The following is a 15390-nucleotide window of genomic DNA, read 5'->3' as shown; positions in this document are numbered from 1 at the left end:
GTCGCGACAAAACCCGCTGTTCAGCAGTACAACATTCTGTGAATGGCGGTTAAGGCTGGAGAGCGGGGCCAACAGCGTCTGAACGCGTTAGACCTATGGAAAGATCAGGTCGCAGAAGGCTGGTTTTTGACAATATCGGCCAGAATCGACACGGCGATGTCTTGCGCCGATTTTGACCCGCGAAAAATGCCAGCAGGCCCGTGAATGCGTTCGATATGTCCTTTTGAAAATCCGCGGTTCAAAAGCGTTTCACGTCGCCGGGCATGGGACGCCTCATTTCCGATCGCACCGATATAATAGGCAGGCGATGCAAGCGCCGATGCGATGAGCGCGTCTTCCCACAGATGATCATGAAACATGAAAACAATGGCCGTGCGCGCGTCGGCGGCAAGATCATAGGTTTTGGTGGTGCTGACAAGCGCCGCGACCTGCGCGCCCAAAGACCTTCCATGCTCCAGGGTCACGGCATCGGCAGACACCAGCTGAACATCAAACTCAGAGATTGCCGCCAGACGGGCCAATTGAACCGCAGATGGTCCGCTGCCCGCAATGATGAGCCGGCGTCGCGGCTTGTACTGCACAGTGAACATCCTTGCATCATCCCTGCGAAATGCTGGCAAGTGCAGGGTCATTGTCTGGGCACGGCGTTGTTGCAGCCCGCTATCGATAGAAACGAGGCTCTCTGTGGGCTGGCTCACATCAAAATAGAGGTCAATTCCACTGCCGCAGGGCAATTGGATGTCGAAATAGTCCGATCCCTCGCCATATCTGACCAGACGGTTCTGGCCATGGGCCAGCGCCTCTAACGCTTCGGCAACAATGGCGCGCTCAATGCACCCGCCAGATAGATAGCCAATGAACGACCCGTCTTCTGAAACCACCATTTGAGCACCAGGATAGCGCGGCGAGGAACCATCAATTCGGACCAAGGTCACGATGACATAACGATTGCCCTTTTTGGCGCAATCAATCCCATAGTCCAGCACGTAGTCGGTCAATGCATCCCATTGCATATCATCGTTTTTCATGTTGGATTTGCCCGCTCCCCCTTTTGGAAAGCCATCTTGCAGGTGCAAGCCTTGCAAGATGGTTTACCGCCGCCACATCATGCTTCTGTGGTTTGATGATCATCAGTGCATGAGAGCTGAGATGCATTCAATACGCCTATCCTTGAAACAGTGATGGGAATCGACGTGGCTGGCATCGCAAATATTGATTGGGGGCTGTTACGGATGCACCGAAATGGGCCGCTGCATGCCATGGCCAGCGCGGATTGTAGAGAATGGCGCGGGCAATTGCGATCATATCGGCATCACCGGTGCTGAGAATTGCTTCCGCCTGTTCGAATTCGGTGATCAGACCAACGGCAACCACGGGCATTTTGGTTGCCGCCTTCACGGCCCGTGCAAAGGGAACCTGATAATTGGGTCCGACTGCGATTTTCTGATCGGGCGAGAGGCCGCCGCTGGAGACATGAATGGCCGAGCAACCTCTTTCCTCCAAGGCTTGCGCAAAGGCGATTGTTTGTTCCAGATCCCAGCCGCCTTCGACCCAGTCGGTTGCTGAAACCCGCATGGTGACGGGGCGATCTGCCGGAAAGGCTTTGCGAACCGCATCAAACACTTCGAGCGGAAACCTCATGCGATTTTCCAGCGATCCACCGTATTCGTCGTTACGTTTGTTTGACAAAGGTGAGAGGAATTGGTGCAAAAGATAGCCATGTGCGCCATGGATTTGAACGGCATCGAGACCAAGGCGGGCAGCGCGCGCCGCCGCATCGGCAAATTCCAGACGAAGCCTTGTTATATCGTCGATGTCGAGCGCCTTCGGGGCGTCATAATCAGATTTGAACGGCACAGCGCTGGGTGCCACTGTTTGCCAACTCTGCGCAGAGCCGGGCGGAATTTGCGCCCCACCCTTCCAAGGCACTTGCGATGACGCTTTTCGCCCTGCATGCCCCAATTGAATGGCGATCGGCATGTCAGACCATGTTCTGATCGCATCCAGCGTCTTGTTCATGGCCGCTTCGCAGGCGTCGGAATAGAGGCCCACGTCGGCATAGCTAATTCTCCCTTCTGGCGACACAGCTGTGGCTTCCAGCGTGAGGATGCCAGCGCCTGATGCGGCCAAGGTGCCAAGATGCATCGTGTGCCAGTCGGTCATTTGACCATCAATGGCGGAATATTGGCACATAGGCGCAATGACAATCCGGTTCTTCAAATTGACATTGCCGATCGACAGCGGCTGAAAAAGGGCAGCAGTGGTCATCTTGGAGTCCGATCCTGAATAGAAAAACGTTTGGTTGGCACAGGCTACAGCATTGTCCGCCCTATATGGCGCAAAATAGCACTTGATATCTCCTGCATAATTTCACCTCAACCTGTTGGGCCCTTAGATGTGAGCCCACTCATGCGTCAAATCAAGCCCGGTGACGCGTTGGAAAGAAAACCATTTTCGATCACCGCGTCTCTCTTCGAAATCGCCTCGCGCTGCTCATCCCCGTCGCGCGCGCGCAAGATAAACCTGCGCCATGCGCTTGGGGTTGTGCCGGTTATGCGGCGAAACGTGCGCGATAGATGTGCCTGATCTGACAGGCCGCAGGCGAGTGCGATTTCCGAAAGGGGGGCATCGCTGATCATCATCTGCTTTTTTGCGTGCTCGATCCGCTGCTGCAAGATGTAATTATGGGGCGATGCTCCGAACACCGATTTAAACGCGACCGGAAAGTAACTTGCGCTCAGATTGACCAGGCGCGCCAGATCGCCCAGCGAAATGGGTCTAGAAATATGATCCTCAACATAGGCTGTTATGCGTTTTACCTGCCATGGGGCCAATCCGCCCGTCAGAAATTTACCGGCCCGGCTGGGGGGCTTGGTGTCGGTGCCAGGCTGCGATGGCAACTCAATCAACATCATTGCATTTCGAATATAGGTGATTGCATCGGTATCATGCCCCTCAATACATTTGAGGGCAATCTGCAAGTGTTTTAATGCTTCAATCGGGGTGTTGGAATGATGATCAGGCCTGTCGACCTTGATCGCATATTCATTCCACACGGCAACTGCTGACATCTTCTCACCTCTTGATGATTGTTTCCGATGAGTGCCACTGTGCGCACGTCGATGCCGGGAAGCTATCCTACTGTTATCAAAGGTCTTCTAGACATGAGTGTAGCGTGACTATACCTATGTATAGTGGTGCTTTGGGGCTTCTGCGCGTGGCCAAAATGCATGCCGCCTCATCAAGAAGAAAGAGCAGCGCAACATATGCGTTTGATCTGACATAGGCGGTCGTTTTCGACAAGACCCCGATGACTTTGGCGGATTATGGTCTTTCAACCTTGAACCTCCACATAAATCGGGAGAAAACCCATGGCCTATACAGTGGCAGATCAGTTTGCCGACACCTTGGCAGCGGCTGGTGTCAAGAGAATATTCGGGGTGGTTGGTGACAGCCTGAACGGGATAACCGACGCTATTCGAAAGCAGGGCAAGATCGAATGGATTCATGTTCGCCATGAAGAGGCTGGAGCCTTTGCGGCCACGGCTGAAGCCCATCTCACCGGCTCCCTTGCTGTGTGTGCGGGCAGCTGCGGTCCTGGCAATCTTCACCTTATCAATGGCCTTTTTGATGCCCATCGCTCACGCGTGCCTGTGCTTGCCATTGCCGCTCAGATACCGTCGGCTGAAATTGGTTCGAATTACTTTCAAGAGACTCGCCCTCAGGAGCTTTTCAAGGAATGCAGCCATTATTGCGAGTTGATTTCTGATCCAAACCAGATGCCGCGCACTCTGGAAATTGCCATGAGAGAAGCAGTGGGAAACAACGGCGTTTCGGTGGTGGTTATTCCGGGTGACGTGGCGTTGAAAGATGCAGCGTCTCATGGTGCACAACGCCCCCTCGCATCGCTTCCCCGCGCTCCAGCGGTGGTTCCACCTCAGGCCGATATCCACGCCCTCGCCGATCTGTTGAATGGCAAGGCGCGGGTGACCTTGTTTTGCGGTGCCGGCTGCAAAGGGGCGCATGCCGACATTCTCGCCTTGGCTGAAAAGCTTAAAGCCCCGATTGTCCATGCGCTTCGTGGCAAAGAACACGTTGAATTCGATAATCCTTACGACGTGGGCATGACCGGGCTGATCGGCTTTTCGTCCGGCTATTATGCCATGAAGGATTGCGATATGTTACTGATGCTGGGCACGGATTTTCCCTATCGGCAGTTCTACCCGCAGGGCGTTGGTGTTGCCATTGCGCAGGTCGATATCAGACCCGGCCAGATTGGCAGACGTGCTGCGGTTGATCTCGGTGTGGTTGGCGATGTGACCTCAACAATCAACGCCCTGCTGCCGCTGCTTAAAGAGCGAACAGACAGCTCCCATCTTGATCAGGCCCTGACACACTACAAAAAAACCAGAAACGATCTGGACGCACTTGCTGCGGGGCGAGGCAAAAAAGGCATCATTCATCCGCAGCAGATTGCCAAGGTTGTCAGCGATTGCGCCGCAGAGGATGTCATTTTCACCTGTGATGTTGGCTTGCCCACGGTATGGGCTGCACGCTATTTGAAAATGAATGGCCAGCGGCGATTGATTGGTTCTTTTTCCCATGGCTCAATGGCCAATGCCATGCCGCATGCCATTGGCGCGCAGGCCGCATTTCCCAACCGTCAGGTTATTTCCCTGTCGGGCGATGGCGGCTTTTCCATGCTGATGGGGGATTTTCTCTCGCTGAGGCAATTGAAACTGCCGGTTAAAATTGTTGTTTTCAACAATTCGTCCCTGGGCTTTGTCGAGGTCGAGCAGAAATCGACCGGTGTTCTTCCCTATGGAACCGATCTTGATAGCCCCAATTTTGCGGCAATGGCCGAGGCCATTGGCATCAAGGGTATTCGCCTCGAACACCCGGATGACGTTGAACCCGGCATACGTGAAGCACTTGCCCATGACGGCCCGGTGCTTGTTGATGCTGTCGTGGCCCGCACCGAGCTTCCGGTTCCTCCCGCCATCAATGTCGAAATGGCCAAAGGCTTCACCCTCTACATGTTGAAGGCGGTGTTCAACGGCCGCGGTGATGAACTGGTTGATCTCGCCGCAACAAACCTCTGGCGTTAAAGCCTTGCTCCGAAAAGTGGGTGCCTGTTTTTGAAAAATCTGTTTCGAAAACAAGATTTTAGTCCATCGCGCAGCCTGCAAACAGCGCGATGGTCTTCGTTTTTGCCGCGCGCGCGGGGTCGTGGGTCGCTTGCGCCATACTCACTTTGGGCTCCAGTTTGTCGCCCGTCTGGATCACGCTGATCTATACCTTTGCTGTCTATTGGCTGTTCAAGGCACAAAGACAGCACTCCCACATCATGACTGAGATTTTGGGCTCGAGGATTGCGATTGTCTGCTCAAATCGAAACCGCCGCCAGCATGGCATCTGGCTAGACGGTTGGCACGGTCCCACCGTCGATGGTGTATTCTGCGCCGGTTATGGAGGCGGCGCGCTCGGACGCCAGAAATGCAATCAGATTGGCGACCTCTTCTGGTTTGGCCGGGCGGCCAATGGGGATCCCACCCAATGAGTCCATGATGATCTTTTTGCCGCCCTCAAGGTCTGTGCCTGCCTGCTTTGCCAGTCGTTCCGCTAAATGAAGAGAGGATTCTGTGGCGATCCAACCGGGAGAAACCCGAACAACCCGAACGCCTTTGGGCGAAACCTCCTTGGAGAGAGACTTGCTATAGGTGGAAAGTGCAGCTTTTGCCGCGGCATAGGCTGTCGTGGATTCCGGGAGTGGAAGAACGTTCTGAATGGACGTGACATGAATAACAACGCCACCGCCTTGGGCAATCATCTCTGGTACCAATTGCCGATCAAGCCGAACGGCCGGATAAAGGTTGAGCGAAAATTCCTGATCCCACACATCGTCCGAAAGCGCTGAGAAGCCTCCGGCAGGTGCCGTGGAGCCGCCAAGCATGTGCACCAGAATATCGATGCCACCCAGATGCTTACGGGCGGCCATTGCCACGGCTTTGCACCCTGCCTCTGTTGTCAGGTCTGCCTCGACAAACGACGCCTGCGGTATATGAGGGGGGCGCGAACGCGCAGTTGTCAGGACTTGTGCGCCAAGGTGTTGAAACAATTGAACGGTGGCGGCCCCGGCCCCCTTGGTTCCTGCTGTCACGAGGACGCGCTTGCCTGTCAGATCGATGAAATCTGCCATCAATTGATCTCCAGCTTTGTGATTTTCTCATCCGTGATGGTGAACGTATGCGTGAGCGTGATCGGGCTTCCGGCAAATGCTCCACTGACGCTGGCGCGGACATGGGATACGTTGCCGTCGGTTTTGACGTCCAAAGGCCGGAGCACGAATTGCGATGCCTGCTTTGCCGCCGTCCACCATGTGCGGATAGCCTCCTGCCCCTGATGCAGGCTCCGTTCATCGTCGACAACGGCATCCGTTGTGAATGTATCCATGAGCGCATCCGCATCATTGCGGTGATCAGCCTCGAAATACGAGGCCACAATTTTGGGCATAGTCATCATGTTCTCCCTGCTTTCTATCTCTGTCTGGAGACATAAGCGTCTTTGTTTATTTCGATAAGTGGGATAAAGTGGCATTCGATGATGAGAAAATCAGGATAATGGAACAGGCAAGCCTTAAAGAACTGAATGCAGTGATTACGATTGCCCGGCGCGGAACATTTCGTGCCGCAGCGGTCGAACTTGAAATGTCCACCACGGCCCTCAGCCATATGATTGCGAAGTTTGAGGCGGGTCTTGGGGTGCGTTTGTTCAATAGGACGACGCGTAGTGTATCGCTGACGGACGCCGGCAGGCTTTTGGTCGACGAAGTAACGCCCTCGCTGCATGACATCTGTGAGACCTTGACCGCCGTGCGCTCCCAGCGCGAAACTCCTTCGGGAACAATCCGTATCAATGCTGCACCGTTTGCGGCCCGCGCCATCATTTCACCAATTGTTCTGGAGTTCCTCCGACGCTACCCCGACATGCATATCGATCTGGTGACGGAAGGCAAAATGGTCGATATTGTCAAAGACGGTTTCGATCTGGGGGCGCGGGTCGCAAGTCTTGTTCCCACCGACATGATTGCGGTCTCGCTTGGCCGTCCCCATCGACATGCGATTATCGCTTCGCCCGACTATCTCGAACGACATGGCAGGCCGGTGGTTCCCACCGATCTGCTTGCTCATCAATGTATCCGCGTGCGCCTTCCCGATGGCTCTCTTTTTCAATGGCGGTTCGAAAAAGACGGAGAACCGGTGCACATCAACGTGCAAGGGCCGATCACACTTGATGAAGCCAGCCTGGTGAAAGCCACAGTGGTTGAAGGTTTGGGCATAGGATATGTCATAGAGCAAGACATCCTGCCGCATATCACGGCCGGTCGCCTTATCCGACTCCTGGAAGATTGGACGCCGCCCTCTCCGGGGCTGTGTCTTTATTACCCTGGCCGGCGGAATCTTTCTGCGGGCATGAAAGCTTTTTTGGAACTGGCGCGCGATTTCGCAAGACGGCAGCAAACTTGATGCGAAAAAGCTCACGTCCCACAGTCCGTGTTTTCTAACGGTGTTGGCAACGGTATCAAGACACCAAAGGCCGAAGGTTCCTGTTTGCAAGAAGGCATTGATGTTTTTGATCGGATGGCTTGTATCCAAATTTTCCCGTTAAGGACGATGCGCGGTGCCAGCCTTTCTGGCTCCTTGCATGATCAAGAGTAATATGGCGATTGGTATATAAATAAAAGAATACAAGCTCTTGCTTGGTCGTTTGGGAATGACAATTCGCGTTACAGAATTATCATTGGATTCAAGTTAACATTTTTAGTTGCTTAATTTATTAGCTGCACCTTTTTGGTGTAAAATTGTGAGTGTGACCTTTTTTAGGTCAACTGAATTTATTTGATGATTTTGCACTGATTTAGACCTGATGAATAGTTGACGTCGAAAGCCCATTTATGCCATCTCAGTCATATGCGTAAGGAAATATCGCGCCAGGGTGGTGACAAACCTGTGTGATTCGGAGCGTTGGCGAAAGAGCGGACGGAAAGCTTCAGTGCGACAGCATGCGATAGCATAGGGCGATAAGTGGGAACCGGTTTTCTGCACCATGCTCTACTGCATAATTCCTTAAATCGGGATCGATTTAAGGAATTATGCAGCGGATTTAAAGAGTTACAGCGTCCTCTGTGCGCCTTGTATGGCGTATAGCGTTGTAAGGGGGTAGCAATGAGTCGGACTGGATTGATCAAGATATCTCATCGGCGTGGGTTGCTTCGCGCAGGCGTTTCGCTGCAAACACTGGGCATTGCGATTGCTGCTGGCCTTGCCGGTGCAAGCCCTGCAGAAGCCGGTTGTACCAGCACCGGATCAGTGCTTAGCTTTCAATGCGACGCGGGCGGCGTGAACATTCAGCCATATGGGACGGATGTAACGACTGTTGTTGGCATGACGATTCCGAGCGGATGGATCAATTATTCCGTCAGGCCGGCAGGGACACAGGTCGTTACCCAGCCGCTGGCAATAACGCTCATTGTTTCCAATACCAGCGTTACTGCGTCTGGTAATGGTGCTGTGAATGTATCTGCTCACGATTATGCGGCCGACATCACGGTGAATTTGGATTCAGATGTTGTCCTTGAAAATACAGGCGGTTCCGGCGGTCTTTGGGTGCGCGATGAGAAGGGCGGCAATATTGTTGTCACCAGTGGGGCAACAATCACGTCCACAGGCTCTCCGGCGTTGACAGCAACCAGCAATGCCGGGTCAGTGAGTATCACCAACACAGGCACCGTTACCTCCACCGATAATTGGGGCATCTACGCTGACGGCAGCCCTGTTGCAGGTTCAGCCGTGCCGGTTACGGTGAATAACAGCGGTTTGGTCAATGCCTACCTCGCGGGTATCCGCGCCATTGATTATCTTGGTAACGCGAAAATTGAAAATTCCGGAACGGTAACCTCGACAACCAAACAGGGTCTGATTGCCTGGTCACAGTCAGGTGATGCCAATATCGACAACTCCGGGAGTGTTCTGGCGCGCAATTATATCGGTGTGCAGGCCTCTGTCGACGCGGGCAATGTGACTGTCACCAACAGTGGTTATATTGAGGCCCAGCGCGACACGTCGCTTGGTGTTTCGACGACCAATCAGGGCATTTCCGCGTCCGCGACCAACAATGTTACGGTCACCAACACGGCAACGGGACGGGTGATTGCGGGATCAGACAGCGGTATCTATGCGCAGGCGGACAACGGCACGATTTTGCTGAACAACGCTGGGCGGGTAACGGGCACCAATGGTGTTGTCGCCAATGCCACGATTGGCGATGTGTCATTGACCAACACGGGCACGATTACAGCAACTGCTGGCAATGGCGCCGCCCTCACCAGCGGCAATGGCGCGGTGTCGCTCACCAATAACGGCACCATCACGGGCACGGGCCTCGGGGTATCCTTGAATGGTACCACCAACCTGCTTCAGAACAACGGCACCATCCGCTCCAGCGGATCGACAGCTGTGCAGACCGGCAATGGCAACAGCACGGTGGTGGCGAATGGTGTGATCGCCGCCCACACGGCCTCGGACACAGCGATCAGCATGGGATCGGGAAGCAATCGTCTCGTTCTTTCCGATACGGCATCGCTGACAGGCAAGGTGGTGAATGCCAGCACAGGCAATATGCTGGAGTTGACCGGCTCAGCCAGCGGAACCCTCGCTCTTGGTGCTGCGGGCACTGCGAGTAATTTCCAGGGCTTTGCCAATCTGACCAAATCGGGCACAGGTCAGTGGACCGTGACTGGCGACGGAGCAACTGGTTTTGGTGGTGCGGGTGCCATCGACGCGGGAACTCTGACGCTCACGGGCTCGCTTGGCCTCTCGACCATGACCATTGGCAATACCGGGCAGGCGACGCTTAACGTCAACGCGGGGGGCACGCTGACCAGCAGCCATGCCACGATTGGCACCAATGCCGGTGGTAACGGACTTGTCACGGTTTCCGGTTCTGGCAGCAAATGGACGAGCACTGGAAACATCTACGTGGGCAACGGCGGCAATGGCACACTCAATGTGCAAAATGGCGCTGTGGTCGCGGCGGTGGATGGCTATGTTTCCACCCTGACAGGTTCGACGTCCACTCTCTTGGTTTCTGGTGCATCGGCGGCCATGAACCTCTCCGGTGTGTTCATCGCTGGTTATAGCGCAGGCACCAATGCCACCGTGACACTCAGCAATGGCGGTCAAATTAGCGGCCTGCAAGGAACGCTTGGCGATCTGGCGGGATCATCAGGTTCGATGAGCATCTCCGGCAGTGGGTCTAAATGGTCGGCGTTCGTCGATAATAGCATCACCTATTCCGGCTATTTGAATGTTGGTCGGCTTGGTGCTGGCAGCTTGACGATCAGCAACGGCGGGACTGTGAGCGGCGAGCGGCTCTACATCGGCAATGATGTCGGCTCCCAAGGCACAGTAACATTGAGCGGCAACGGCTCTCTAATACAGATGAACAGCAATCTGTATGTGGGAAGTGAAGGAACAGGTACGCTTACCTTGTCCGATGGCGCGCAGATCTCTGCCGCTGCCATCAAGGTTGGTTATCTGAGTGGCGCGATTGGTACTTTGAATGTCGGTGCTGCCTCCGGGCAAACGGCAGCGGCGGCTGGCACCATCAACACCGCTGAAATCGTGCTGGGTGCTGGCGCAAGCAAGCTTGTGCTCAACCATACGGAGAGCAACTTTGGCCTCTCCGCCAATATCACTGGTGCCGGCCAATTGAGCCAATTGAGCGGCACAAGTATTCTCACCGGCACCAACACCTATACCGGTGGCACGACAATTTCGGGTGGTACACTATCGATCGGCAATGGCGGTACCGCAGGTTCGGTTGCGGGCAACATTACGGACAATGCGTCCCTGGTTTTCAACCGTTCCGATGATGTGCAATACGCCAACACCGTCTCGGGCACAGGATCTGTCACCAAAGCAGGTGCGGGCGTTTTGACACTCACCGGCGCAAATACCTATACCGGCGGCACAACCGTGTCGGCAGGCACATTACAACTGGGCAATGGTGGCAATTCCGGTTCACTCGCGGGTGCAATTGCCAACAGCGGCACGGTTGTCTTTAATCGTACAGACGATGTTGTCGCAGGCGGGGCTATCACCGGGTCTGGCGGGCTGATCAAGCGTGGTGCTGGTAAGTTAACACTGACCGGTGCCAACAGTGCGGCTGCTGGCACAACCGTTGAACACGGTCAGTTGCAAATTTCAGATGGCACGTCACTGACCAGCAACGTGACTGTCGGGTCTGGCGCTTTCTTGTTGGCCACAAATGGTGGCGCTATCAATGGCATGGTCTCGGTGCAAGACAGCGGCACATTGGTTCTCGCGCCACCCACCGTTTCGGGCTATGGCCTTTCCATGACAGGTTTGACGTTGTCGCATAATGCCACCCTGTCCGTGATCCTGGGCGCGCCGACAGGCACCGCGCTTGCCTCTGTTGGCACATTGTCTCTGGATGGCATGCTGAATGTCATCAATGCCGGAGCGATGACGCAGGGTGTTTATCGCTTGCTTGATTATACCACGCTTGCGTCCAACGCGGGTCTTCGGCTTGGCACGACGCCAACTGATTTTTCCTATGAGATCCAGCAGGTTTCCGGGCAGGTCAATCTGTCCGTCCTGACCAGTACGATGTCGTACTGGAATGGTAGCCAGACCACGCCAGATGGAACGGTTCACGGCGGCAATGGCACCTGGACCAACAACGCGGGCGTGACCAATTGGACCACACCACTGGCCAATCAATCACGCGGATGGAGCAACACATTCGCCGTGTTCGGCGGAACAGCCGGAACGGTGACGATTGACAATACATTTGGGGCCGTCTCTGCATCGGGACTCCAGTTCATGGTTGATGGTTACACCCTCACCGGCGGGCAGTTGACGCTAGCAGCATCTTCTGGCCAGACCCCCATTCGCGTCGGTGATGGAACATCCTCGGGTGCTTCTTTTGTAGCGACGATCAATTCGGACATTACAGGCACAACAGGGCTTGAAAAGACCGACCTCGGCACACTGGTTTTGACGGGAATGAACAACTACACCGGGGGCACGACAATCACGCAAGGATCCTTGCAGATTGGCAATGGTGGCACTTCGGGTTCAATCCTGGGGGATGTTGTCAACAACGGTATTCTTGCTTTCAACCGCAGTGATGCAGGCACCTACGCGGGATCGCTTTCTGGCACCGGTGTTTTCAACAAGCTCGGCTCGGGCACGCTGACACTGGCTGGGACAAACACATACACGGGCAATACCAATGTTAACGCTGGCACGCTGATCGTGAGTGGCGGTCAGGCCATTGGTGATACAAGTGCTGTGAGTGTGGCAAATGGTGCGCACCTGACCGTGCAGAGCAACGAGACAATTGGATCGATTGCGGGGGCCGGTGGCATTACACTTGCCGGTGCCAATCTCACCGCAGGCGGCAATAATACCAGTACGCTTTATTCCGGTGTTATCGATGGATCGGGTGGCCTGATCAAAACCGGCTCTGGCATTTTGGTGCTCACGGGGGCCAGCAGCTATACAGGCGGCACCACAATTGCGGCAGGCACGCTTCAGATCGGCAATGGCGGTACGACGGGTTCCATTACCGGCAATGTGGTGAACAATGCCAACCTCGTCTTTAACCGTTCTGACAATTACGTCTTTAACGGCTCCGTCACGGGTGCCGGTTCCGTGACCTTCAAGGGCGGCGGCAAGGTCGAGTTCTCTTCCCCTTACAATGGTCCGGTGTCGGTCGAAGACAGCTTTACCCAGCTACAACAGGGCACGGTGACGGCCTCGCAGTTCACCGTGAATGCGGGTGGTGTTCTCGGAGGTACTGCCTCAATTGGTGGTCTGACCATCAATTCGGGGGGCACTGCTGCTCCGGGTTATTCGCCTGGCACCCTTACGGTGAACGGTCCGGTAACATTCAATAGTGGCTCGATCTATGCTGTGGATGTAACCCCTGAAGGTGCCCATGACCTCATCATCGCCAACGGGGCGGTTACCCTGTCGTCGGGGGCCAGTGTGCAGGTGTCGGCTGTGGCGGGGCGCTATCCCTCGACCAGCAAGATGGCAATCATCACCACATCGGGCACAGTCACTGGAACCTTTGGTGGTGTGACGTCAAATTATGCTTTCCTGTCACCGCAGTTGAGCTACGATGCCCAGAATGTCTATCTGACGTTGAACTCTAACGGCGTGAATTTCCGAGATTATGCCCGCACCCCCAACCAGACCAATGTGGCTGACGCGGCGCAGTCTTTGGGCACCGGCAAATTGGTGTTTGACGCACTTTATGCCCTGCCGCAAACGGCGGTGGCACCTGCTCTGGATCAGCTTTCGGGCGAGATCTATGCGTCTACCAACCCAGTCATACACCAGCAGTCTATTTATCTGCGTGATGCCGTTGGCGCTCGTCTTCGCCAGTCCGAGGCGACAAGCGGCGATCCTTCCAGCGCCTTGAATGCCGCGGCCAAGGCGGGTGGACCTGTGAGTGCCGACGTGGGTAAGGATCTTTTGCCCACTGTCTGGGTGCAGGGCTATGGTGGCTGGGGTGAGCGGTTTGGCAACACCAATGCCGCAACAACCTCCAACACGATTGGCGGTGTTTTTGGCGGTGTTGATGTCGAGTTGTCTGATACCTTGCGCGTGGGTCTGATTGGTGGCTTCAGCCAATCGCATTTCGATGTCGATGGTCGCAATTCGTCTGGCTCGATGAGCAATTACGATTTAGGCCTTTATGCCGGAAAGCAGTTCGGACCTGTTGCTCTGCGGGTTGGGGTTTCACACTCCTGGCATGATGTAACAATATCGCGGAACATCTCCTTCTCAGGCTTCTCGGATTCAGAACAAGCAGACCGCATGCTTGGCACGACCCAGGTGTTTGGCGAACTGGCCTATGACATGGATGTCGGCGGTTATAATCTTGAGCCCTTCGTTGGCTTGGCCTATGTTAACACAAAGGGTGGATCTTTCACAGAACGTGGCTTGAACGGCGCTGCACTGGCGGTCAATACCGACACGCAAAATACGCTTTACTCCACCTTGGGTGCACGGGCTGCAACAACGATAGCCTTGGGTGAAAGCGTGTTGACCCCAAGCCTGACCCTTGGCTGGCAACATGCCAACGGCGATACCTCCTCTGAGGCGAGCGCCCGGTTCCAGTCCGGTGGATCAATGTTCCGGGTCTCTGGTGTGCCGACAGCAAAGGATACGGCGTTGATCGGGATCGGCGTGGCCTACGACATTTCCGAAACTTCCAAATTCCAGTTTAACTATTCGGGGCAAATTGCGACGCATGGGGTTCAGAATGCCTTTAGTGCTCAGTTCTCTGTGAAGTTCTGACATGACTGGGCGCTGCGTTTTGGCATCATTTAAACGTGTTGCATTGTTTTCTCCTTCAATCGAGTCCGATTGAAGACATCATGCAGCAGGCCGTTTGCTATGTCTGTTGAGCCGATCGCTCAATGGGCCTTGTTTTCGGTCCGTGCCTCCGGCGGATCTATTTTTGAACGACAGTGAAGGTAAAGCAGACATGACAAAGCGCGCAACTGCGGTAATGGTGAGCCTCCTGGTCGCCCTTTCAGGCGGACCGCTCACAGCGATGGCCCAGACAAAGGCTGCGGGAACACAAGCCAAGCCGGTTGCCCCGGTTGACGCGCCCTCGCAACCTCAGGGCACAACGGCAACCTACCAGGACTGGCTGGTGCGGTGTGTGACCTCCGCTGAGAATGCGCAGACCTGCGAGATCACCCAGAATTTGCAAGTGGAAGGGCGCGGTCTTGTGGCAATCGTTGCTTTGGGAAAAATCAACCCCAAGGACAATATGCGGATGGTTGTGCAGGTTCCCGCAGGCGTCTGGCTGCCGGCTGGTGTGACATTGAAGATAGACGAGAAGGCAAATCCACTGCATCTTGAATATAAGCGTTGCTTACAAGGCTGTTTTGCAGAGATCGAAGTGGATACAACAATCTTGCAGGCCCTAAAATCCGCCACACAAGCCGGAAGTTTCACATTTGAGGATGGCAATCGACGTCCTGTGACTTTGCCACTGTCCTTCAACGGCTTTGCAGCAGCCCTTGATGCGAGCCTGAAGCCCTGATCGAATAATAGGCATTGTGACAGGCGTTGCATCTGTAAATGCCCAGCCTGTCACAGCGTCATTATTTACTTGAGATTGCTTGATACGGTAGTGGCTGCAGCGACGATACCGACGGGGCTTGCGACCATGTTGACGAATTTTGAGAAGTCGACGGAGGGGTGACGGGACGCGTATATGACGTCGCGGTTTTTGACTTCGAAGGTCTGTCCGATGAGGAGGCTGTCGGCTTTTTCCATG

The 15390-nt window shown here is 54.8% G+C and carries 9 protein-coding genes; 4 read left to right on the top strand and 5 right to left on the bottom strand.

All coding sequences use genetic code 11. From position 1 onward, the window contains the following. Nucleotides 1-104: 104 nt before the first annotated feature. The 3 genes from BJF95_RS01285 to BJF95_RS01275 form a co-directional block, all read right to left on the bottom strand. Nucleotides 105-1028: an XdhC family protein gene (locus BJF95_RS01285; RefSeq protein WP_075637746.1), complete on the bottom strand. Its 924-nt coding sequence runs from the start codon at nucleotides 1026-1028 to the stop codon at nucleotides 105-107. A 136-nt stretch (nucleotides 1029-1164) separates the two neighbouring features. Next, nucleotides 1165-2268 (bottom strand): NADH:flavin oxidoreductase/NADH oxidase, encoded by a 1104-nt coding sequence (locus tag BJF95_RS01280; RefSeq protein WP_075637643.1) that lies wholly within the window; start codon nucleotides 2266-2268, stop codon nucleotides 1165-1167. A 146-nt stretch (nucleotides 2269-2414) separates the two neighbouring features. Continuing rightward, nucleotides 2415-3071: a helix-turn-helix domain-containing protein gene (locus BJF95_RS01275; protein WP_075637642.1), complete on the bottom strand. Its 657-nt coding sequence runs from the start codon at nucleotides 3069-3071 to the stop codon at nucleotides 2415-2417. A gap of 300 nt (nucleotides 3072-3371) precedes the next feature. On the opposite strand from BJF95_RS01275, the gene poxB reads away from it, so the two are divergent. After that, nucleotides 3372-5108, top strand: a complete 1737-nt coding sequence (gene poxB, locus BJF95_RS01270) for a ubiquinone-dependent pyruvate dehydrogenase (RefSeq protein ID WP_075637641.1) — start codon at nucleotides 3372-3374, stop codon at nucleotides 5106-5108. 311 nt (nucleotides 5109-5419) lie between these two features. On the opposite strand, the gene BJF95_RS01265 is transcribed toward poxB, so the two are convergent. After that, entirely contained in the window at nucleotides 5420-6199 is a 780-nt protein-coding gene (locus BJF95_RS01265; protein WP_075637640.1) for an SDR family oxidoreductase, read from the bottom strand. After that, nucleotides 6199-6519: a nuclear transport factor 2 family protein gene (locus tag BJF95_RS01260; RefSeq protein ID WP_075637639.1), complete on the bottom strand. Its 321-nt coding sequence runs from the start codon at nucleotides 6517-6519 to the stop codon at nucleotides 6199-6201. Before BJF95_RS01260 ends, BJF95_RS01265 begins: the two co-directional genes overlap by 1 nt. A gap of 101 nt (nucleotides 6520-6620) precedes the next feature. On the opposite strand from BJF95_RS01260, the gene BJF95_RS01255 reads away from it, so the two are divergent. The 3 genes from BJF95_RS01255 to BJF95_RS01245 all read left to right on the top strand — a co-directional run bounded on the left by BJF95_RS01255 (nucleotide 6621) and on the right by BJF95_RS01245 (nucleotide 15153). Beyond that, nucleotides 6621-7526, top strand: coding sequence for a LysR family transcriptional regulator (locus BJF95_RS01255; RefSeq protein ID WP_075637638.1), 906 nt, complete (start codon nucleotides 6621-6623; stop codon nucleotides 7524-7526). 699 nt (nucleotides 7527-8225) lie between these two features. Then, nucleotides 8226-14396 (top strand): autotransporter domain-containing protein, encoded by a 6171-nt coding sequence (locus BJF95_RS01250; protein ID WP_083638636.1) that lies wholly within the window; start codon nucleotides 8226-8228, stop codon nucleotides 14394-14396. A 190-nt stretch (nucleotides 14397-14586) separates the two neighbouring features. Further along, nucleotides 14587-15153 carry an invasion associated locus B family protein gene (locus tag BJF95_RS01245; protein ID WP_075637636.1) on the top strand — a complete coding sequence of 189 codons (567 nt, stop codon included), beginning with the start codon at nucleotides 14587-14589 and terminating at the stop codon, nucleotides 15151-15153. Nucleotides 15154-15390 lie beyond the last annotated feature (237 nt).

The organism is Rhizobium oryziradicis (assembly GCF_001939045.1).
GTDB classification, from domain to species: domain Bacteria; phylum Pseudomonadota; class Alphaproteobacteria; order Rhizobiales; family Rhizobiaceae; genus Allorhizobium; species Allorhizobium oryziradicis.
This window is presented reverse-complemented; position numbering and strand designations above follow the sequence as displayed.

Bases quoted from the DNA above. Each gene is read 5' to 3' on its own strand.
- BJF95_RS01280 (WP_075637643.1), bottom strand. From the start codon at position 2,268: ATGACCACTGCTGCCCTTTTTCAGCCGCTGTCGATCGGCAATGTCAAT.
- BJF95_RS01260 (WP_075637639.1), bottom strand. From the start codon at position 6,519: ATGACTATGCCCAAAATTGTGGCCTCGTATTTCGAGGCTGATCACCGC.
- BJF95_RS01245 (WP_075637636.1), top strand. From the start codon at position 14,587: ATGACAAAGCGCGCAACTGCGGTAATGGTGAGCCTCCTGGTCGCCCTT.
- BJF95_RS01255 (WP_075637638.1), top strand. From the start codon at position 6,621: ATGGAACAGGCAAGCCTTAAAGAACTGAATGCAGTGATTACGATTGCC.
- poxB (WP_075637641.1), top strand. From the start codon at position 3,372: ATGGCCTATACAGTGGCAGATCAGTTTGCCGACACCTTGGCAGCGGCT.
- BJF95_RS01275 (WP_075637642.1), bottom strand. From the start codon at position 3,071: ATGTCAGCAGTTGCCGTGTGGAATGAATATGCGATCAAGGTCGACAGG.
- BJF95_RS01265 (WP_075637640.1), bottom strand. From the start codon at position 6,199: ATGGCAGATTTCATCGATCTGACAGGCAAGCGCGTCCTCGTGACAGCA.
- BJF95_RS01250 (WP_083638636.1), top strand. From the start codon at position 8,226: ATGAGTCGGACTGGATTGATCAAGATATCTCATCGGCGTGGGTTGCTT.
- BJF95_RS01285 (WP_075637746.1), bottom strand. From the start codon at position 1,028: ATGAAAAACGATGATATGCAATGGGATGCATTGACCGACTACGTGCTG.